Source organism: Streptomyces acidiscabies (genome assembly GCF_020010905.1).
Lineage (GTDB): Bacteria > Actinomycetota > Actinomycetes > Streptomycetales > Streptomycetaceae > Streptomyces > Streptomyces acidiscabies.
Genome location: NZ_JAGJBY010000002.1, coordinates 2,799,623 through 2,818,571 on the forward strand (window position 1 = coordinate 2,799,623; position 18,949 = coordinate 2,818,571).

Sequence of the window (18,949 nt, forward strand, 5' to 3'; positions counted from 1 at the left end):
TTTCGTGCGGCAGTGAGCCGCTGTCGTGGAGATGAGGCAACACATGTCAGCCACTGAGATCGAGGCGCCCCCGTCCGGCGCGGTCCGGACCAGCGACCTCCTCATCGCGGGCGAGCGCGTCGCGGCCCGGGACGGCCGCTACTACGAGACGACCGAGGCCCTGACCGGCGAGCCGATCGCACGGGTCGCCGCGGCCTCCGTCGAGGACGTGGGCCTCGCGGTGGAAGCCGCGGCCGGCGCCCTCGCGGAGTGGTCGGGTCTTCCGCCGGCCGCCCGGCGCGCGGTCCTGGAGCGTGCGGCCGTCCTGCTCGGCGAGCGCACCGAGGAGATAGTCGCCACGATGAGCCGCGAGATGGGCGCCACCCTGCCGTGGTGCGGCTTCAACGTGCATGTCGCCAAGGGCATGCTGGTCGAGGCGGCGGCCCAGGCCTACGCGGCCGTCGGCGAGGTCATCCCGTCGGACGTGCCCGGCCTCACCGCCCTCGGCGTACGTCAGCCGGTCGGTGTCGTCGTCGGCATCGCACCGTGGAACGCCCCGCTGATCCTCGGCGTGCGCGCCATTGTGTGGCCGCTGGTGTGGGGCAACACCGTGGTGCTGAAGTCCTCCGAGCAGACGCCGCTCACCCAGGCAGCCATCGTCCAGGTGCTGCACGACGCCGGCGTGCCCGCCGGAGCGGTCAACCTCATCAGCAACGCACCCGCGGACGGTCCGGCCGTCGTCGAGGCACTGATCGCCCACCCCGCCGTGACCCGCGTGAACTTCACCGGATCCAGCAAGGTGGGCCGTGTCATCGGCGAGCTCGGCGGTCGCCACCTGACACGCGTGGTCCTCGAACTCGGCGGCAAGGCACCCTTCCTGGTGCTTCCCGACGCGGATCTGGAGGAGGCCGCCGCCGCGGCCAGCTTCGGCGCCTTCATGAACCAGGGTGAGATCTGTATGTCGACCGAGCGCGTCATCGTCAACAGGGCCGTCGCCGACGAACTCTCCTCCCGCCTGGCCGAGCGTGCCGCCAAGCTGGTCGTCGGCCCCCCGAGCGACCCCGGCTCACAGATCGGCCCCCTGGTCCACACGGCAGCCCGTGACCATGTCGTCGCGCTGATCGAGGACGCGCGTGACAAGGGTGCGCAGGTCCTGACCGGGGGTACGGCCGACGGTCTGTTCGTGAAGCCCACCGTGCTGCGCGGTGTCACACCGGACATGCGCATCTACAGCGAGGAGTCCTTCGGCCCGGTCGTCTCGATCATCGAGGTGGACTCCACCGACGAAGCCGTCTCGGTCGCCAACGACACCGAGTACGGCCTCTCCGCCGCTGTCTTCGGCAAGGACGCGGCCGCGGCACTCGACGTGGCCCGCCGGATCAGGTCCGGCATCTGCCACATCAACGGCGCCACCGTGCACGACGAGCCACAGATGCCCTTCGGCGGGGTCGGCGCCAGCGGCTGGGGCCGCTTCGGCTCCCGCGCCGCGCTGGAGGAGTTCACGGAGCTGCGCTGGATCACCATCCAGTCCGGATCCCGCCACTACCCGATCTGATGACACAAGGACGCGGGTGGGGCGCACGTGACTGCCGTACACCCCACCCGCGGCCTCCGCACCCCCGGATGTGGTTCCTCGCTGCGGCTTTCAGTCCCGCGCTGTGAGCCGCATGGCCGGCGGACGCCCGAGAGACGCAAGCCTCCCGACAACTCGACCGGGAACTGGAGGAGTTCTTCCGGTCCCTCTGACGAAACCCCCTGTACCGGGATCTCCGCCCCTCCAAGGAGTCAGCGATGTCGCAGAGCGACAAGGACCGCCACGAGATCCGGCAGCTCGTCGAGAACTGGGCGCTGTGGCGCGACGCCGGGGACTGGGACCGCTTCGCCACGGTCTGGCATCCGCGCGACGGCTGGATGAGCGCCACCTGGTTCCAGGGCAGCGCCACCGACTTCATCGAGGCCAGTCGTGAGGGCTTCGAGAACGGAGTCAGCATCCTCCATTTCCTCGGCGGTCACACCGCGGACATCAGCGGTGACCGGGCCATCGCCCAGACCAAGATGACCATCAACCAGCGCGCCGGCATCGACGACGTGGAGGTCGACGTCGTCTGCACCGGCCGCTTCTACGACTTCCTCGCACGCCACCAGGGGCACTGGACCCTCGTACGCCGACAGCCCATCTACGAGAAGGACCGGCTCGACGTCGTCGACCCCGCTGCCTCACTCACGCTGGACCCCGACCTCCTCGACCGGTTCCCGACCGGCTACCGGCACCTCGCCTACCTTCAGACCAAGGCCGGTTTCATGGTCAAGCAAGGACTCCCCGGCCTCACCGGCCCGGCAGTCGAGCAGCTCTACTCGGAAGGCAAGCAGTGGCTGACGGAAGCCTGATGCGGTTCACCCACGAAACCCTTCCCCAACGGGTCGTGTTCGCGGCTCAGGGATCGCCGGCCGCGGTGGCGGCGGAGGTCGAGGCACTCGGCGGGACCAAGGTCATGCTGATCGCGTCGGACCGCGAGCAGGAACTGGCCGACCCGATCGACAAGGAGATCCCGGTCGTCCTGCGTCACGAGGAGGTCGTGATGCACGTACCGGTCGAGGTCGCGGAGCGAGCCCGTCGGGCCGCGGCCGACGTGGGCGTGGACATCCTCGTCAGCGTCGGGGGCGGCTCGACGACGGGCCTGGCCAAGGCCGTGGCGATGACCACCGGCCTGCCGATCGTCGCGGTACCCACCACCTACGCGGGCTCCGAGGCGACCAACGTGTGGGGCCTGACCGAGGGCGAGACCAAGACCACCGGTGTGGACGACAAGGTGCTGCCCGCCTCGGTGGTGTACGACGCCGCACTGCTGACCACACTGCCCGGCGGGATGACCGTGGCCAGCGGCCTCAACGCGATGGCCCACTGCGTCGACTCGATGTGGGGGCCCCGAGCCGACCCGATCGACCGCGCGCTGGCCCAGGAGGGCATCCGCGCGCTGGCGACCGGCCTGCCCGTGGTCGCGGTGGACTCGACGAGCGTCCAGGGCATCGAGCAGACCCTGTACGGCGCCTACCTCGCCGCCGTCGCGTTCGCCTCGGCCGGCTCCGGCATGCACCACAAGATCTGCCATGTCCTCGGCGGCATGTTCAACCTCCCCCACGCCCAGACCCACGCGGTCGTCCTGCCTTACGTACTGGCCTTCAACGCCCCGCAAGCGCCGGAGGCGGAGGCCCGGATCGCCCAGGCCCTCGGCACGGGCTCCGGCACCCCCACGGCGAGCACCGGGCTCGCCGCCCTGCGCGAGGTGCTCGGCGCGCCGCGGGCTCTGCGCGACTACGGCATGCCCGAGGACGGCATCGCCAAAGCGCTGGCGCCGATCATCAAGGCGATCCCGGCCAACAACCCCACTCCGGTCACCCACGCGAACCTGACCCTGCTGCTGCGGGCCGCGTGGGCAGGCGAACCGATCAGCTGAAAGAGGCTGCCATGGCTACCTACGTCAACCCCGACTCGGCCCGGGCCGACGACGTCGGCACGATCCACCGCGAGGTGTCGCCGGAGCAACAGACAGTCGAGCAGCGGCTGGTGGACAATGTCATCGCCTCTTTCGGCACCTGCGAGGACGCACGACTGAAGGAACTCATGGTCGGCCTGGTCAAGCACCTGCACTCCTTCATCCGTGAGGTCCGGCTGACCGAGGACGAGTGGGGACAGGCGATCGGCTTCCTCACCCGGGCCGGCCACATCACCGACGACGTACGGCAGGAGTTCATCCTGCTGTCCGACACCCTCGGCGCGAGCATGCAGACGATCAACGTCAACAACCAGGCCTACAAGGGCGCCACGGAGGCGACCGTGTTCGGACCGTTCTTCGTCGATGACGCCCCACGGATCGAACTCGGCGAGGACATGGCCTTCGGCGCCCCCGGCGAGCCCTGCTGGGTCGAGGGAACCGTCACCGACACCGACGGCACCCCGCTCGCCGGCGCGCGGATCGAGGTCTGGGAGGCCGACGAGGACGGGCTCTACGACGTGCAGTACGACGCCGGAAAGCGCGCGGGCCGGGCGCACCTGTACTCCGCCGCCGACGGCACCTACCGCTTCTGGGGCCTCACGCCGACGCCGTACCCCATCCCGAACGACGGACCCGTCGGCAAGATGCTCGACGCGGTCGGCCGCTCACCGCTGCGCGCCGCCCACCTGCACTTCATGGTCTCCCACAAGGGCGCGCGCACGCTGGTGACGCACATCTTCCCCGAGGGCGACCCGATCGGTTTCAAGGACACCGTCTTCGGCGTGAAGGACTCCCTGATCAAGCGGTTCGAGCGGCGGCCCGCCGGCACAGCGACGCCCGACGGCCGTGTCGTCGACGGCACGTGGAGCCGGGTGCGCTTCGACATCGTCCTCGCTCCCACGGGTGTGTGACCCCGACACGTGACGGAACGGAGGGGCGGTCCGGTAGGACCGCCCCTCCGTCGTGATGGCCGCATGGTCAGTTCGGCAGCAACTCCGCGAAGTCGCGTACCGGTCGCGAGCCGTCCCAGTCGACGGATGCCCGCCAGACAGAGGTGAACATCTGCCGCGTGATCTCGTTGTCCTGGACCAGCTCGATCATCCCCGGGGCGCCTTCGCCACCGTCCAGGAAGAAGACGTCGCCACCCGGGGCCACATCGTGGAAGTGGACCGTCGCCCCGCTCGCCTCGCGCTGTTCGACGTCCGCCGTGACGTCCGGCATGATCTTGGCGACGTGGTGGAAGCCGTAGCCGTGGCGTTCGTAGGCGTCCTTGTAGATGGAAGGCTCGTCGTCGAGGGTCTGGACGAGCTCGATCATCATGTGTCCCGAGAAGGCGAGCGCGAGGGTGAACTCGGCCTTCCCGGGCTCGCCCCGGTAGGTGGAACCCGCGCCGCCGATCCTCTCGTTCACGAACCAGGGGCCGACGCCGAGTCGGTCGGTCCACCAGCGCATGGCGGCCGTGAGGTCGGGGACGGCGTACGCGAACTGGACGACGGCGTCGGTCGGCTGGCCGAAGGGAAACTCCACAGTGGTCGTCCTCGCTAGGCCGTAGGGCGGATGAAGCTGGTGATGCCGCCGTCCACCACGAGGGAGGCACCAGTGATGTAGCCGGCTTCGGACGAGGCCAGGAAGAGCACGGCGTCGGCGAGTTCGTCCGGTTCACCCTCGCGGAGCATGGGAGTACTGAGCCTGATCCGCTCCCGGAAGGCGTCCGCTCCGCCGGGCGCCAGGCCCGTCGTACGGGAGGCGATGTCGGTGTTCATGCCGGCCGGAATGACGATGTTGACGCGGACACCGTCGGCGACGACCTCGGCGGCGAGAATGCGCGTCAAGTGCTCCAGTGCGGCTTTGCTGGCTCCGTAGGCGGCGGTTCCGGCACTGGCCCTTCGGCCGGCCGCCGAGCCGCAGAAGACGACAGCCCCGCCGGGTGCGAGCAAGGGCCTGAGCCCCTGCATGAGGAAGAACGAGCCCTTGACGTTGGTGTCGAACACCCTGTCCCAGGTGGCTTCGTCCATGTCGTCGAGGCGCTTCATGCCGGCGTGCCCCGCGTTGATGTAGGCGGCGTCCACATGGTCGACCTCTCCGGTGACCTCGGCGAGAGCGGCCTTGATGCCCGTCACCGAGGAGAGGTCGGCCGCGACGGTGATCGTGTCGCCACCGATGAGTCCGCTCGCGATCTTCAGCTGGTCCAGGTCCCGCGCGATGATGACCACGCGCGCGCCCTCGCGCGCGAAGGCCTGTGCGGCTGCCAGGCCCAGTCCTCTGCTGCCGCCGGTGACGAGGCAGGTCTTCCCGAGGAACCGCTGCCGGCGGTCCCCGACGGCGGGGTCGCGGGGTTCGGTGTCAGTCGTGGCGTTCATGGTTCTCCTTCATGGGGGTCAGGAGTGGCGGTTCACGCGTCGATGTCGACGCCGCCGAACGGAGCTCCGCCGTTCAGGACGCGCTCCTCCGGCGGGATGGGCGCGAGACTCACGCGTACGTCGATGCAGGTCGGTCGGCGGGCCGCGAGGGCAGCCTCGATCGCGGGGCGCAGCTGGTCCAGGTCGGTGACGTCGACACCGTCCGCGCCGAGAGCTCGTGCCACGCCGCTGTAGGAGCCGTTCTCCAGGCGGTTGTTGGTGACGCGGTCCTGCCCGAAGAAAAACTGCTGGGTGTGCAGGGTGGCGCCCCAGGCCCGGTTGTTCAGCACGATCACGACGACCGGGAGTCCCGCCCGGACGAGGGAGTCGAACTCGGCGAGGCTGTAGCCGACAGCACCGTCACCGGTGACGAGGATCGTCGCCTTGTCGGGATGCGCGTACTGCGCCCCCAGCGCCACACCGAAGTTGCTGCCCATCGCACTGAGGTAGCCGTGTCCGAGGTAGTGGGCCAGCGGCGCGAGCGCGATCGTCTCGGAGAGCCACAGCTCGGTAAGGGCGCCGTCGACGACGACGGTGGCCTGGTCGGGGACGCTCTCGGCGATCGTACGGACCGCGAGGTACGGGTGGATCGCGGCATCCTCGTGCTGGTCGGTCTCGTCGGCGAGCGCGGACCGCCGGGTGATGGAGATGTCCCGCAGGGCCGTGAGCCAGTCCTCGCGCCCCGAAGGCACGCCGCTGTCGCCCAGTCGCTCGTTCAGGAGGCCGATCGTGCCGACCGGGTCGGCCTGGACGCCGAGTTCGACGTCCTGCAGACGGCCGAGCTCACGGCCGTCCGGGTCGATCTGGAAGATCCGCGCGCTCTTCGGGAGCAGTCGTCCGGTGCCGAACTGGGTGGCCATTCCGAAGCGCAGCCCGAGCATCAGGACCAGGTCGGGACGCTCGTCCTCGGGGACGGTGGCCAGGGTCTGGAGGAGGCCGACGTGCTGGGCGGAGCCGGCGATCGCTCCGAGGCCCTCCCAGTCGGAGAAGAGGGGTACTCCGGTACGGGCGGCGAACTCGTGCAACTGTGCCCGCGCCTCGGCGGTGACGAAGGACTTCCCGACCAACGCGACCGGGCGCCGGGCGGTGCCGAGCGCCTCGATGATGCGGTCGACGGCACCGACGGGGGAGACGCCGGTGCCGTCGACCTCGACGCGGTGGTCGTCGACATCGTCGACGTCCACCGACTGGCGGAGGACGTCCCAGGGAATGTCCAGGAGCACGGGGCCCTTGGGCTCCGACTGCGCGATACGGATCGCCTGGGCGACCAGACGCGGGATCAGCTCGGTACGGGTGACGCGGTGCGCGAACTTGGTCACCGGGGCCGCCATGGCGACCTGGTCGAACCCGGCCTGCTGGTCGTTGACCTCGTCCATCTCCAGCGGGGCCGAGCCCGCGATGTAGAGGACCGGGGTCCGGTCCAGATAGGCGTTGGCGACCGAGGTCAGGACGTTGGTGAAGCCACCCCCGGCCGTGACAACGGCGACGCCCAGCTGCCCGGTGACCCGCGCGTATCCCTCGGCCGCGTGGCCGGCGTTCATCTCGTGCCGCACGTCGACGACCCGCAGCTTGGCGTCCAGGGCGTCCTGGAGGATGCCGTCGATGTGCGCTCCGGGCAGACCGAAGGCCACGTCGACCCCGGCTCGCCGCAGCGTTCTGACGACGAGCCCACTACCGGTTGCGGTTGCCATGCGATGGTCCGCCTCTCTGGACGTACTAGGGGTTTCGACAAGGGGGCGTTGAGGCCGGGCCGCGTCTCGGGCCGCCCGTGCCGCAGTCTGGGTGGGGTCGTGGGGTACGACAATGGCGGTGTTCGTTGGACGGCCAATGTCTTGATCGTCATCGCCTGGTCGTGACCCCGCCGACCGGGCTGTTCGCGGTAGTGATCTCAGATTTCGGACATCCTGAGCACGGCTTTGATCACCCGCCCGGACCCGGTCTCCGTCCACGCGCGGGCGAAGTCGCTGAACGGGAACTCCTCGATCATCCGGTCGAAGGGGAACCGGCCCGCCCGCCAGTACTCGACGAGTTGGGGGATCAGCGCGTGGGGGTTTGCCGAGCCGCCGATGATCCCTTGGAGCTTTCGACCTCCGGCGAGGAGAAACCCGGTCTCCGGGATCCATTCGCCCGCGGGTGCCGCCACGTAGCCGAGGGTGCCCTCGACAGCGAGGCACGTCGTCGCGGTCGCGTAGACGGACGGTGCGTCCGCGGTGACGTACGCGAAGTCGAAGCCGTCGGGGTCGATGTCTCGCAGTGTCTGTTCGGCACCTGGGCCGCCCAGCACGGTGTCCGTCGCGCCCAACTCCCGGGCGAGGTCGAGCCGGGGCCGGTTGATGTCGACGGCGACGATGTGCCGGGCACCCGCGAGACGGGCCGCCATGATGGCCGCGAGCCCCACGCCTCCGGTGCCGAACACCGCGATCGACTGTCCGGGGCGGAGCCGGAACGATTCCAGGACCGAACCCGCCCCCGTGATGACACCGCAGCCGAGCGGTCCCATCAGGTGCAGCGGGATGTCCTTCGGCAGGAGGACCGCGCTTCGTGCGGGCGCGAGTGCGTGCGTCGCGAAGGAGGACTGCCCGAAGAACATCGCCGCGATCCGGTCACCGTCCTGGGTGATCGGTGAGCTGCCGTCGAGTCGCGCGCCGCCGAAGGCGACTCGCATCGCCTCACGACAGTAGGTGGGCCGCGCGTCGAGACAGCGGGGACACGCACCGCAGGAGTTGCCCGAGAGCACCACGTGGTCACCGGGCACGAGGCGCGTCACCCCCGCCCCGACCGCCTCCACGACGCCCGCGCCCTCGTGCCCGAGCACGATGGGGCGAGGAACGGGAACCCCACGGCCGTTGTGCGCATTGATGTCGGTGTGGCAGATGCCGGTCGCCACGACCCGCACCAGGACCTCGTCCGGCCTCGGGTCACCGAGGTCGACCTGCTCCAGCCCGGGAACCGTCCGGCTCTCACGTGAGACCGCCGCGGTGATCTTCATGAGACGGCGACCTCCGGGTCGTACTCGTAGATCCAGCCGTTCTCCCTGAGCGGGTCGGCCTGCGAGTACCGAAGGTCGCGTGCCCGCTGATCGGGGCCGTCCGGCAGGTGGTTGATGTGCGACCTTCCGTGCGAGACCTCCTGGACGAGGGCCGTGCGGCGCCGACGCAGTTCCTCGTAGCGGGCCAGGGCCGCGATCGGGTTGTCCGGGTCCGCCGTGAGGCACAGGGCAAGAACGGCGCCGTCCTCGATCGCCTGGGCCGCGCCCTGGGCGAAGAACGGGAACATGGGGTGGGCTGCGTCGCCCAGCAGGGTCGCGTTGCCGCGGTTCCAGCGGTCGAGGGGCTCACGGTCGAGCAACGCCCAACGCCCCGGCGTCTCGGCCGACTTGATCAGTTCCACCAGCCGGGGATCCCAGCCGGCGAACTCGTCAAGCAGATCCTGGACCGTCGCGGTGGCCGTCCAGGACTCCACGCTGTCGGCGCCGGCCGGTGCGAAGGCGACGAGGTTGACGTAGTCCTCGCCGGAGACCGGATAGTGCACAAGGTGGTGGTCGGGGCCGATCCAGAGGGTCTGGGCTCGCCGCTTGGCGAAGTCGGGTGCCTTGTGCGCCGGTACGAGGGCCCGGAAGGCGCAGATGCCCGACTCCCGTGCCTGGGTCGGGCCTACGATGGCGCCGCGCACTCGGGAGTGGACCCCGTCGGCGCCGACGAGGATGTCCGGGCGGACCGTCTCTCCGTCCTCGAACCGCAGAACGGCCTGGTCGCCCTCGAACTCGACCGACACACAGCGTTTGCCGAGGTGGATGGAGCGAGCGGGGACGGCCGACCTCAGCGCCTCCAGCAGGTCGGCGCGGTGGGCGGCGTAGGTGTGCTCGCCGTACAGGCGGATACACCCCTCCTCCAGGTTCTCCGCGGACAGGACGGCGCCGTTCTCCCAGCGTCGGAACTCCCAGCCGATCTCCATGCGGACCGCGCGCTTGATGAAGCGGTCCAGGACGCCGAGACGTCGCAGCAGGCGGGCGGCGTTGGGCGCGATCACCAGGCCGGCGCCGACCTCGGTCAGGGCGGACGCCTGCTCGTAGATGTCACTGTCGAAGCCCTGGTCGCGCAGGAACGCCGCGGCGGCGAGGCCTCCGATGCCACCACCGAGGATCGCGATCTTGGGGCCGTCTTGTCTGCTCATCATGCTCCTAGCGTTCGGCACTCTGACCATTCGAAGAACCTCTTCATCCGTTCAACGAACAGAGAGGTAGGGTGAGCGGGGTCACGAACGATGGAGGAGAGCCCATGCCTCGCGCGAACGAGCCCGGCCGGACCGTCAGCTCCCGGCTGTGGGACCTACTGTTCGCCTTCGACCCCGACCGCACCGAGCTGAGCCTCGCCGACCTGGTCAGGCGCACCGGCATGCCGCACGCCACCGCGCGGCGCCTCACGCTCGAACTCGTGGAGGCCGGTGCGTTGGAGCGCACCAGCGACAACCGCTTCGCGATCGGCCTGCGGCTGTGGCGTCTCGGTACGCTCGCACCCCGCGCCGAGACGCTCCGCAGCGCCGCCCAGCCGTTCGTCGAGGACCTGTACACCGCTCTGCGCCAGCATGTGCAGCTGGCCGTCCTCCAGGGCGACCAGGCCGTGATCATCGAACGCCTCTCGGCGGTCAACGCCGTCGAGCTCACCTCGCAGGTCGGCGGGCATCTGCCGCTGCACTGTTCAGGTGTCGGCAAGGTGCTGCTGAGCCACAGCAGTCCGGAGTTCATCGACGAGGTGCTGGCGGGCAGACTTCGGCGCTTCACTCCCCGGACGATCGTCGACCCGGCCGAACTCCGTCGCGAACTGGCGTCCTGTCGCTCGACCGGAACGGTTGTCGTCAAGGAGGAGCTCAGCGAAGGGGCCGAGTCGGTCGCGACACGCATCGTCGACGGCCGCGGCCAGGTCGTCGCGGCACTGTCCGTCGTGGTGGCTGCGGGCTCGATCAAACTGCAGGCGGCCGTTCCCTCGCTGGTCGCGAGCGGACTGGGGCTGTCCCGGAGTCTCGGCTGGCGGCCCGGCATTCCCATTCGTACGTCATGACCTCGCGAGCGGCGGGGAAACCGGGGTGTCATACCGCAGGTTGCCGCCGGGAGAGCTGCATGTGGCCGAGTCGCCATCCCTCGGCGGTGGCGAACCACACCCGGGTGGCCACCGCCTGCACCAGGAACGGCGGCAGGTCGGCCACGCGCAGGATGCTCATCTTCTGAAAGCACGTCACGACGGCCCGCCCCTCTCGCTCGCGGCACGTCACCTCGCTGGTCTCGGCTTCGAGGGTGGTTCCCATCGACGCGTTGTAGGTGAGGAAGCGCTCGCGGTCGTGGACGTTCCCGACCGGGCCGTGAACGATCACGCAGTCGGGGAGCATGAGCGCACGCTGCTCCTCGTCCCCTTTCGTGATCGCGACGAGCCACGCCGCCTCCGCCTGGGAGACCGTGTCCGGCCCGCGGAGGTTGTCCTTGCTGCCCGGCGCCGACTGTGTAGTGGTCATGGTCCGACTCCTGTCCGAGTGGGTTGTGTGATCGTTTGTGCGGGGTACGGCGTCGCCCGCCGCGGTGTTCCTCCTGGGGAGGAGCCATCGCGGCGGGCGCCCCGGCGTTCCTGGCCGGCCTGCTGCCTCGGTCCGGAACCCGCCGGTTCGTCGAGCGGTCAGTCGTCGAGGGTGTGCGGGTCGTCGTCGAGATGCGTCTCTGCCGGACCACCGCGCCCGCTCGCGAGAATGAGTGCTGCGGCCACGAGAGCGGCCACGCCGCCCAGCACGTACGCGTGGGAGTAACTGTTGCTGAGGGCGTCGAACGCGACATCCTTGAGCGGGTTGAAGGGGATGACCTGACCGTCCGGGGAAGTGACGGTCGCCGGAACCGAGTTGGCGCCGAGCGGTCCCGAGGCAACGGCATGCACCGCGGCCTCCAGCTGCGCTTTCTGGTCCGCGGGGGCGTTGGCCGGAGCGGCCTGGAAAGCCTCGTACGCCTTGCTCAGGCCGGGGTTGTTGGCCACCTCGCGGGCCATCTCCTTGGCGGCCTGGCCCAGTGCGACAGCGCCCGCGATCGCGGGGCCGAAGGCGAACCCGAGGTCCCGGAAGGTGCTCGTGGCACCGCTCGCCATCCCGGCGAGGTGGTTGGGCAGCGCGTTGACCGCGACCGCGCTCATGGCGGCGAAGGCGAGTCCCGAGCCGGTGCCCGCGAGGATCAGCGGCCCGACGATGGAACCCAGCGCCCGGTCGCTCGCCGGAACCCCGGCGAACCACAGCCCGCCGACCCCGATGAGGATCAGGCCCGCGAAGAGAACCCACCGGGGGTTGTAGCGCTCAAGCAGCTTCGACGTGAGAGGCAGCAGCACCAGGCCGATGCCTCCGAAGAAGAGGTAGGCGATGGAGCTCTTCAGCGGGCTGAATCCCTGGACGGTGGTGAGGCGGATGCTGGTGGAGTACATGATCGCGAGGAAGCCGAACATGCCGACCAGGGTGACCACCGAGTTGACGGCGAACGCCCGGTTCTTGAAGGCGCTCAGGAGAAGGAGCGGCTGGGCGACACGGCCCTCCACGAAGACGAACAGCACGAGGAAGACGCCCGCGGCGATGAACGCGATGACGATCTGCGGGCTCCCCCAGCCGCTCTCGGGGCCCTGGATCACCGCGTACAGCAGAGCGAACAGACCGAGCGCGGCGGTGATTTGCCCCGGCCAGTCCAGGGAGCGCCCCTGGGGCGCATCGGAGTTCTGGGCGAGGGCCATCGACAGCAGCGCGCTGACCGCGGCGATGACCAGGACACCCACGTAGGCCCAGCGCCAGTTCCCGGTCCCGTCCCAGCCGGTGTGGATCTTTGCGGCGACGCCTGCCAGCAGAGGGCCGAGGAAGCCGCCGATCGAGAGCGCTGCCGCCCACACCGCCACGCCACGCGCGCGGGTGGCGGTGGTGTGCGTGCCGGCCGCCACCATGGCGAGGCTCGTCGGGAAGATGGCCGCGGCCCCGATACCGCTGAGGAGTTGGCCGATGATCAGCATCGTCACCCGGGTGTCCGTCGACGACCCCTCACCCGGCACCAGGACCGCGACCGCCGAGCCCACGACGATGAGCGCGGCTCCCCAGACGAGCAGACGCTTACGGCCGAACAGGTCACCGAACACGCCGAAGCCAAGTTCCAGCGCGGCGACGGGGATGAAGAAGGCGTCGACGATCCACGTCAACTGAGCCGAGGACGGCGCGAGATCCTGCTGGATCAGCCCGGTGATGAGCGAGGGGACGGAAAGGGCCATCTGCGAGAGGCACACGGCGAGCACCACCGCGGCCAGCGTGCCCGGCCTCAGGGTGTATCTGCCACTCTCCCCGCTCGCCTCGGCGGGTGAATCGATCTGGACCATGGACGACTCCTTGCGCGCGACGTCGCGCGCTGCTGTCGGAACCGGCGTTCACCGCCGGACCTTGCTGGGGGTGCTTCTGTACGGCCGTGCGGCGACACCGCTGCCGAACCGCCCCGGGGCCTGCGCGGACCGCCTCCGCGTGGCTCTGCGACCAACCTGATTCAGGTCGCTCGGCGTGGTGACCGACCCGTGCCGAGCAGCGACAAGATAGGAAGCGACCCCGTCACGCTCAATGGACATGTTCATCAGACGAACAGAACACCCCTGGCGGCGATCTCTGCATGCACCATTCATGAGTGATCGCCTAACCGAGGCTGTCCGCCGCTTTGAGGCCGCGCGCCGTCCCGGTTCAGTTCAAGCGCCGACAGGAAAGACGAGCCATGGCTGGACCTGACGGGCAAGAAAGCCGTCGTGACGGGGGGCAGCATCGACATCGGGCCGGTGATCACCCGCAGGCTCGCGTCGGAGGTGGCAGACATCGCGGTCGCGGACGTCGATCCGGCCGACGCTTCTACAGCAACAAGGTCGACATCTCGGACCATGGCGCATCCACGTATTCGCAGCACGTGTCCGCTGCGAACTCGGCGCGACCGACAACTTGGTGAACAACGCCGCCGTCGTGCTGCTGGCCGACATCGAACACGGGGCCTTCGACCAGTGGCGTCGCAGGTTCGCCGCCAACGCTGACGGCGCTTTCCTGGCCTCCATGGCGTTCCTGCCGGACCTGGAAGCCTCCGGAGCTGATCGCCAGACATCACGTCATCGGACTACTGGACCGCGACAACCGTTGCCGGCCGATGCCTCGGGCGTCGTGGCGTCCCTCGTTTCCGACGACGCCGCGTTCATCACAGGGCAGCTCATCCTCGCGGACGGCGGCAGCACCCGCCGCTATGACCGGCAGTCACCGACGCTTCGTCACAGCAGACGGAGGGGGGCGAGGTGCGGTTGTGTTGCGAGTCGCCGGTCACCTCGACCGCACCCGTCAGTCAAGGTGATCGCCCGCCCACACGGCGATCTGTTCGAGGATCGGAAGCAGCGCCTCCCCAGCGGGCGTGAGGCCGTACTGGACGCCGGGCGGCCGCGTATCGGTGACGCGCCGTTCGACCAACCCGGCCTCTGCCAGCTCGGCGAGCCGGTCCGACAGCACCGAATCGCTGATCGCACCGATCCTCCGGCGAAGTTCGGCAAAGCCGATCGGCCCCCTGCCCACCATCGCGATGACCAGACCGTTCCACCGCTTGCCGAGCAGGCCGAACGCCCGGCCCAGCGCAGCCTCGCATCTGGATGCGTCGTGTCCGAGGTGTCCGAGGTGTTCCGCCTTCGCCATGTGGCGGAGTTTACCTACCGCATCCATCGCACAAGCTGCTAGGTTTTTCCTAGCACCTAGTATTTGAAAAGTTCCTTGCCGGGTGTTGCGTGCCTTTGACGAACATCGCCATCCCGAACCATGGAGAGACACCATGAGCACCAAAGTCATCGCAGTTGTGGGCGCCAGCGGACACCTGGGCGGTCTCATCGCCGACGAAGTCCTCGCACAGTCGGACGCGCAACTGCGGCTGCTCGTGCGGCCTGAGAGCCGGGCCAAGGTCGCCGACCTGGAGAGCCGCGGCGCTCAGATCGTGGAAGGAGTATTCGGAGCGGTCAGCGACGACACGCTGGCCGCGTTCACCGCCGGCGCGACCACCGTGGTCTCGGCCGTACAGGGCGGCCCCGACGTCATCGTCGACGGGCAGGCGGCGCTGCTGCGGGCGGCCCGTTCCGCAGGCGTGCGACGTCTCATTCCCTCGACCTTCACTCTGGACCTGTTCAAGCTGCGACCCGGGCGGATCGTGGCAGCCGACTGGCGCCGCCAGTTCGCGGAGTTGGCCGACACCGAGTGCGGCGAGGTGGAAGTAGTTCACGTACTCTGCGGTAGCTTCCTCGCCCGCGACGTGTTGTTCGACTTCCACCGCATCATCGACCCGGTGGAGCGGACCGCGTACGTCTGGGGCGACGGCGAACAGCCGGTCGACTACACCACCTGGGACGACACCGCCCGATACACAGCTGCGGCGGCCCTCGACGACAACTCCATCGGCCGAGTCCTTCCGATAGCCGGCGACCGAGTCGACTTCCGTGGTCTGGTCGCGGCCTACGAGAAGGCCACCGGTACGGAGCTGCGCGTCGAGCGTCTCGGATCGCTGGCGGACCTCGACGACCGCATCACCGAACTTCAGGCCGGTGGCCCCGGCAACTTCCTGGAGTTCCTCAAGCTGATGTACCTCCGGGCGAACCTGGCGGGCGAAGGCAAGCTCGACGCACTGGCGAACGACCGCTACCCCTCGATCCGGCCGACCACCGTCGAGCAGTACCTCACCGTCTGAGACGTTCGGCTGTCACAGACCCGGCAACCGCAGCGAAGCCTGACTTCCTTCCCCCACCCCCCACCCCCCACGCAGAGGAAAGATCATGAACAAGGTCTGGTTCATCACGGGCACTTCGAAGGGATTCGGGCGCGAGTTCGCACGCGCCGCGCTGGAACGCGGTGATCGGGTCGCGGCCACCGCTCGCGACACGGCCGCGGTGCGCGACCTCGCCGACCGATTCGGCGACGCCCTGCTGCCCATACGCGTCGATGTCACCGACCGCACCCAGGTATTCGAGGCGGTCACCGCCACCACGGAGCGGTTCGGCCGGATCGACGTGGTGGTAAACAACGCCGGATACGGCCTGTACGGCGCCGTGGAGGAGCTCAGCGTTCAGGAGCTGCGCGACCAACTGGAAACCAACCTGTTCGGCGTGCTCCACGTCACGCAGGCGGTCCTGCCGATCCTGCGCGAGCAGGGTAGCGGCCACATCTTCCAGATCTCGTCGGTCGGTGGGATCCTCACCGCGGGCGGCATGGGCGCCTACAGCACCTCCAAGTGGGCGTTGGAAGCCCTCAGCGAAGCACTCGCCGAGGAAGTAGCGCCGTTCGGTATCAAGGTCACCCTGATCGAGCCCGGTGCTTTTGCCACCAATATTCACCATGCGCCGGTTTCCGTTGCGCGTCCACTGGCCGCCTACGAACCCCTGCGTGCGTCGCTGGCCGACATGGTGGGCACGCTCGTCCAATCGGCCGCCCGACCCGAGGGTGCCGCTGCCGCACTCCTCCTGCTCTCCGATATGGAGCAGCCCCCGCTGCGCGTACTCTTCGGCGAGGCGCCCACCCAGCAGGTTCCCGCCGCATACCAGAGGCGTCTGGAGACTTGGGCCGAATGGGCGCACCTGTCCAAGGCCGCTGACGGAAACTAGGGTGCGTACTACGTCGTGATCAATCTGCGAGGTCTGTCTGCGCGGCAAGGACTGCGCCGGCAGACCTCTGCGGGTGACGCGAGTGCAACTGACGGATATGGGTTGGGAGTTCATCGGGCCGCACCTGCTTCATCGACCTGCTCATGTGCCTGTTCGACCCGGCCTCAGCTCTGGAGGAGCAGCCCACCAAGCAGAGCTGGCACTGACACTCAGGTCATCGGCCGACTCCAAGGGGTACGTCAGGTCACTGGAAGTCGCACCCGGGGTTGGACGCGTCCACCGTGAGCGAGGTGCCGGCCGAGTCGACGTACAGCGCGTCGAGGACGACCGGGGTGCTGCCCAGGTTGCGGCCGATGTGGACGTGCTCCGGTCCGGCCGGTTCGGTGATGGTGTCACCCGAGGAGTACACGCCGTCGGTCGCGCAGTCCGCGTCCGAGTGGGTCAGCGTGCCCTCCAGCACGATCCCGTGCACCGTCCCGGGGTGGTAGTGCCATCCGGTCGTACCGCCGGGGCTGATCGTGATCCGCTTCAGTGTGTACGTCGTGCCGTCAACCGTCGCTTCATAGAGGGTGGTTGACGAGACTCCCGAACTCGGCGTGGCGTGGGCCACCCCCGGTACCAGGACGAGGGGTAGGGCCGATATGCCTATGAAGGCTGCCCGGCAGGTCGTGCGCATCTGTGCTGCGGTCCTTTCGTAGCGTGCGGAGTCGGGTGCGGATGTCAGCGGACCCGGTGGCCTGCTCGGTACACCGCGCGGACGTCGGTGACGGCGGCGATGTCTTCGAGGGGTGAGCTGCCGAGCACCAGGAGGTCGGCATCGGCCCGGGGACGCAGCACTCCCTTGCTCCCCGCCCGGCCCACCGCCTCGGCCGCTTCGGACGTCGCGGCCCGCAGCACACCGCGGGCGGGCATTCCCAGTTCGGCGAGGTGTGTCAGCGCGTGCGGGTAGATGCCGTGCGGTTTCCCGGGACCGACGCCGGCGTCGGTCCCGGGAACGACCCGGGCGCCCGAGGCAATGATCTTGCTCATGACCTCGATGATGGCGGCGAAGCGAGCGGCGATGGCCGGAACGGGCACCGGCATCCCGGGCAGCATCCCCACCGTCATGCTGACGAACGTCCCTCGTCGTACGACCTCGTCCAGCACCTCCTGGCGCAGTTCGACGCCTTCGGGAGTGAGGAACGAGAAGTGCTCGACGGTGTCGAAGCCCGCCTCGACCACGTCCGTGACCGCCTGGACGGCATGTGCGTGGGCGGCCGCGCGAAGCCCGTGCCGATGCGCCTCGTCGGCGATCAGCCGCAGGTCGGACCGCTCATACTGCTGATGCAGCGAATGGGAACCGGGGGTCACGTTGCCGCCGCTGGCCATCACCTTCACCAACTCGCAGCCACGCTCGGCACGTTCTCGTACAGCCGCCCGGAGCGCATCGGAGCCCTCGGCCTCGCCGCCGAGAAAGTGGCAGTGACCGCCGCGGGTGGTTATCGGCGGGCCCGCGGCGACGATCTCGGGGCGTTCCGTGGGCGACATCTGCTCACGCAGCGCGAGAGAGAGATAGTCACGGTCGCCGACGTCCCGGACGGTGGTGACGCCGTCCCGAAGTGTGGTCACCGCCGCCGCACGCGCGGTCTTCAGTACGGTCTCGCGGTCGTCGGACGACACATGGGCCACGGCATCCTCGGTGCCGTCCCAGCACAGATGCACATGGGCGTCGATCAGTCCGGGAAGCAGCCAGCCGTCCGGCCCGAAGTCCGTCACCACAGCGTGCTCAGGCGCCGCCGCTCCCGTGAAGTCGACGTCACGGATCACACCGTCCTCGACGAGGACCATGCCCGGTCCGCTGACGTCGACGCCGTCGAAGACGTGTCCTGCACGTAGCGCCTGCAACTCGCTGCGCATCACTTGCATCTCCATGCGAAGGAAAAGTGGGGGGATGGCGGTCGACGCCCGCCGTACCGAAGGGAGGCCCATTGCACGCGCACGCCGTGTGGGCAAGTCCAACTATCGCCACTGAGTAGTGCCTTGGGGAACGAGAGATCATCTATGGCGGGTATAGACCGGACCGATACCGTACTGGCCGCTCGGGCTGTGCGCTCCCCCGCCAAGTCGGCAGCGACGAGTCGGCCGGCCTCGGCCGCAGTCCGCCGGAACCAGATATGCGCAAGGTCGTCCGGGCCGGATGCGACACGGAGCGCAGCACCTTCCTGGGGGCGGCACTGAGGTCCTGGGCCTCGTCGACGACGTGTGGCTGTAGCGGTGACGCAGGTCGCGCATCGCGGAGCTGTCGTCGTCGAGGTGGGCCAGGTCGCCGCCGCCGATGTCCGCCTTGTGCTCGGCCCGGATCTGGATCCTGCGGGCACGTCGCCGAGCGTTTACGCCCTTCGCGTCGGCAGGGTGTCCCGCCCCGATTCGCGCTGGGCGGGCGCCGCCGGGG

Annotated in this window: 17 protein-coding genes; 7 read left to right on the top strand and 10 right to left on the bottom strand. The window is 69.2% G+C overall.

The genetic code is table 11. The annotated features are described in order from the left end of the window. Positions 1–43 precede the first annotated feature (43 nt). From J8M50_RS38995 to J8M50_RS39010, 4 genes are all read left to right on the top strand, one after another. Complete coding sequence (locus tag J8M50_RS38995) at positions 44–1,534, top strand: aldehyde dehydrogenase (protein WP_010356450.1); 1,491 nt, start codon at positions 44–46, stop codon at positions 1,532–1,534. Between the two features lie 236 nt (positions 1,535–1,770). Next, entirely contained in the window at positions 1,771–2,367 is a 597-nt protein-coding gene (locus tag J8M50_RS39000; protein ID WP_010356449.1) for a nuclear transport factor 2 family protein, read from the top strand. Then, the gene (locus tag J8M50_RS39005; protein WP_010356448.1) at positions 2,367–3,434 is read left to right on the top strand and encodes a maleylacetate reductase; all 1,068 of its coding nucleotides are present in this window, start codon (positions 2,367–2,369) and stop codon (positions 3,432–3,434) included. Before J8M50_RS39000 ends, J8M50_RS39005 begins: the two co-directional genes overlap by 1 nt. An 11-nt stretch (positions 3,435–3,445) precedes the next feature. Beyond that, positions 3,446–4,384 (top strand): hydroxyquinol 1,2-dioxygenase, encoded by a 939-nt coding sequence (locus J8M50_RS39010; protein ID WP_010356447.1) that lies wholly within the window; start codon positions 3,446–3,448, stop codon positions 4,382–4,384. Positions 4,385–4,451: 67 nt separating this feature from the next. Here J8M50_RS39010 and J8M50_RS39015 read toward each other — a convergent pair whose 3' ends face one another. The 5 genes from J8M50_RS39015 to J8M50_RS39035 form a co-directional block, all read right to left on the bottom strand. Continuing rightward, entirely contained in the window at positions 4,452–5,000 is a 549-nt protein-coding gene (locus J8M50_RS39015) for a VOC family protein (RefSeq protein ID WP_010356446.1), read from the bottom strand. A gap of 14 nt (positions 5,001–5,014) precedes the next feature. Continuing rightward, positions 5,015–5,833, bottom strand: a complete 819-nt coding sequence (locus J8M50_RS39020) for an SDR family NAD(P)-dependent oxidoreductase (RefSeq protein WP_010356445.1) — start codon at positions 5,831–5,833, stop codon at positions 5,015–5,017. A gap of 32 nt (positions 5,834–5,865) precedes the next feature. Then, on the bottom strand, positions 5,866–7,563 hold the full coding sequence (locus J8M50_RS39025; protein ID WP_040837363.1) for a thiamine pyrophosphate-binding protein: 1,698 nt from the start codon (positions 7,561–7,563) through the stop codon (positions 5,866–5,868). Positions 7,564–7,760: 197 nt separating this feature from the next. Next, on the bottom strand, positions 7,761–8,861 hold the full coding sequence (locus J8M50_RS39030) for an NAD(P)-dependent alcohol dehydrogenase (RefSeq protein ID WP_010356443.1): 1,101 nt from the start codon (positions 8,859–8,861) through the stop codon (positions 7,761–7,763). Next, positions 8,858–10,048 (bottom strand): FAD-dependent monooxygenase, encoded by a 1,191-nt coding sequence (locus J8M50_RS39035; protein WP_029184219.1) that lies wholly within the window; start codon positions 10,046–10,048, stop codon positions 8,858–8,860. Before J8M50_RS39035 ends, J8M50_RS39030 begins: the two co-directional genes overlap by 4 nt. Before the next feature lie 101 nt (positions 10,049–10,149). Between J8M50_RS39035 and J8M50_RS39040 the strand changes: the two genes are divergently transcribed. Next, positions 10,150–10,929, top strand: a complete 780-nt coding sequence (locus J8M50_RS39040; protein ID WP_010356441.1) for an IclR family transcriptional regulator — start codon at positions 10,150–10,152, stop codon at positions 10,927–10,929. A 28-nt stretch (positions 10,930–10,957) separates the two neighbouring features. Here the strand turns inward: J8M50_RS39040 and J8M50_RS39045 are convergent, their stop codons facing one another. The 3 genes from J8M50_RS39045 to J8M50_RS39055 all read right to left on the bottom strand — a co-directional run bounded on the left by J8M50_RS39045 (position 10,958) and on the right by J8M50_RS39055 (position 14,572). Continuing rightward, positions 10,958–11,377 (bottom strand): nuclear transport factor 2 family protein, encoded by a 420-nt coding sequence (locus J8M50_RS39045; protein ID WP_010356440.1) that lies wholly within the window; start codon positions 11,375–11,377, stop codon positions 10,958–10,960. 158 nt (positions 11,378–11,535) lie between these two features. Continuing rightward, positions 11,536–13,245, bottom strand: a complete 1,710-nt coding sequence (locus J8M50_RS39050; protein ID WP_010356439.1) for an MFS transporter — start codon at positions 13,243–13,245, stop codon at positions 11,536–11,538. Positions 13,246–14,227: 982 nt separating this feature from the next. Then, positions 14,228–14,572, bottom strand: a complete 345-nt coding sequence (locus tag J8M50_RS39055) for a winged helix-turn-helix transcriptional regulator (RefSeq protein WP_010356437.1) — start codon at positions 14,570–14,572, stop codon at positions 14,228–14,230. 133 nt (positions 14,573–14,705) lie between these two features. Between J8M50_RS39055 and J8M50_RS39060 the strand changes: the two genes are divergently transcribed. Together J8M50_RS39060 and J8M50_RS39065 are read left to right on the top strand one after the other, a co-directional pair. Beyond that, positions 14,706–15,608, top strand: coding sequence for an NmrA family NAD(P)-binding protein (locus J8M50_RS39060; protein ID WP_010356436.1), 903 nt, complete (start codon positions 14,706–14,708; stop codon positions 15,606–15,608). Between the two features lie 85 nt (positions 15,609–15,693). Then, positions 15,694–16,518, top strand: a complete 825-nt coding sequence (locus J8M50_RS39065) for an SDR family NAD(P)-dependent oxidoreductase (RefSeq protein WP_010356434.1) — start codon at positions 15,694–15,696, stop codon at positions 16,516–16,518. 244 nt (positions 16,519–16,762) lie between these two features. On the opposite strand, the gene J8M50_RS39070 is transcribed toward J8M50_RS39065, so the two are convergent. Next, the gene (locus J8M50_RS39070) at positions 16,763–17,194 is read right to left on the bottom strand and encodes a cupin domain-containing protein (RefSeq protein ID WP_029184218.1); all 432 of its coding nucleotides are present in this window, start codon (positions 17,192–17,194) and stop codon (positions 16,763–16,765) included. A gap of 44 nt (positions 17,195–17,238) precedes the next feature. Continuing rightward, positions 17,239–18,429: an amidohydrolase family protein gene (locus J8M50_RS39075; RefSeq protein WP_040837360.1), complete on the bottom strand. Its 1,191-nt coding sequence runs from the start codon at positions 18,427–18,429 to the stop codon at positions 17,239–17,241. Positions 18,430–18,949 lie beyond the last annotated feature (520 nt).

Excerpts from the sequence above, each read along its gene's own strand:
- J8M50_RS38995 (WP_010356450.1), top strand. The coding sequence starts at position 44 with ATGTCAGCCACTGAGATCGAGGCGCCCCCGTCCGGCGCGGTCCGGACC.
- J8M50_RS39000 (WP_010356449.1), top strand. The coding sequence starts at position 1,771 with ATGTCGCAGAGCGACAAGGACCGCCACGAGATCCGGCAGCTCGTCGAG.
- J8M50_RS39005 (WP_010356448.1), top strand. The coding sequence starts at position 2,367 with ATGCGGTTCACCCACGAAACCCTTCCCCAACGGGTCGTGTTCGCGGCT.
- J8M50_RS39010 (WP_010356447.1), top strand. The coding sequence starts at position 3,446 with ATGGCTACCTACGTCAACCCCGACTCGGCCCGGGCCGACGACGTCGGC.
- J8M50_RS39020 (WP_010356445.1), bottom strand. The coding sequence starts at position 5,833 with ATGAACGCCACGACTGACACCGAACCCCGCGACCCCGCCGTCGGGGAC.
- J8M50_RS39025 (WP_040837363.1), bottom strand. The coding sequence starts at position 7,563 with ATGGCAACCGCAACCGGTAGTGGGCTCGTCGTCAGAACGCTGCGGCGA.
- J8M50_RS39030 (WP_010356443.1), bottom strand. The coding sequence starts at position 8,861 with ATGAAGATCACCGCGGCGGTCTCACGTGAGAGCCGGACGGTTCCCGGG.
- J8M50_RS39035 (WP_029184219.1), bottom strand. The coding sequence starts at position 10,048 with ATGATGAGCAGACAAGACGGCCCCAAGATCGCGATCCTCGGTGGTGGC.
- J8M50_RS39040 (WP_010356441.1), top strand. The coding sequence starts at position 10,150 with ATGCCTCGCGCGAACGAGCCCGGCCGGACCGTCAGCTCCCGGCTGTGG.
- J8M50_RS39045 (WP_010356440.1), bottom strand. The coding sequence starts at position 11,377 with ATGACCACTACACAGTCGGCGCCGGGCAGCAAGGACAACCTCCGCGGG.
- J8M50_RS39050 (WP_010356439.1), bottom strand. The coding sequence starts at position 13,245 with ATGGTCCAGATCGATTCACCCGCCGAGGCGAGCGGGGAGAGTGGCAGA.
- J8M50_RS39055 (WP_010356437.1), bottom strand. The coding sequence starts at position 14,572 with ATGGCGAAGGCGGAACACCTCGGACACCTCGGACACGACGCATCCAGA.
- J8M50_RS39060 (WP_010356436.1), top strand. The coding sequence starts at position 14,706 with ATGAGCACCAAAGTCATCGCAGTTGTGGGCGCCAGCGGACACCTGGGC.
- J8M50_RS39065 (WP_010356434.1), top strand. The coding sequence starts at position 15,694 with ATGAACAAGGTCTGGTTCATCACGGGCACTTCGAAGGGATTCGGGCGC.
- J8M50_RS39070 (WP_029184218.1), bottom strand. The coding sequence starts at position 17,194 with ATGCGCACGACCTGCCGGGCAGCCTTCATAGGCATATCGGCCCTACCC.
- J8M50_RS39075 (WP_040837360.1), bottom strand. The coding sequence starts at position 18,429 with ATGGAGATGCAAGTGATGCGCAGCGAGTTGCAGGCGCTACGTGCAGGA.